This is a genomic window from Burkholderia sp. Tr-862 (genome assembly GCF_011753085.1).
GTDB lineage: Bacteria > Pseudomonadota > Gammaproteobacteria > Burkholderiales > Burkholderiaceae > Burkholderia > Burkholderia ambifaria.
The window spans coordinates 1-238 of record NZ_VWWG01000258.1; the positions used below are offsets into that span (position 1 = coordinate 1).

General features: G+C 27.7%; 1 protein-coding gene. It reads left to right on the forward strand.

Annotation, left to right across the window (positions count from 1 at the left end; translation table 11 throughout):
• Nucleotides 1-238, forward strand: a 238-nt coding sequence (locus F3J14_RS35475) for a hypothetical protein (RefSeq protein ID WP_211080421.1), incomplete at both ends; no start/stop codon positions are given.

Genomic DNA, 238 nt, shown 5'->3' on the forward strand with positions numbered 1-238 from the left:
GAAAAAAAAAAAAAAAAAAAAAAAAAATACAAAATACACTGTAAATAACAAGAAAAAAAACAACAGACGACAGAGAAAGACAAAAAAAGAGCAAACACGAAACAAAAATATGAACAATAATATGAATGTGAGATGGATGATGAGAGTCACAACTAAAGTAAGAACTAGAAAGTACATCACAAGTGAGACACATAACATATCAGCAACAATAAAAGAAGAGAAGAACAATACAGGAGAA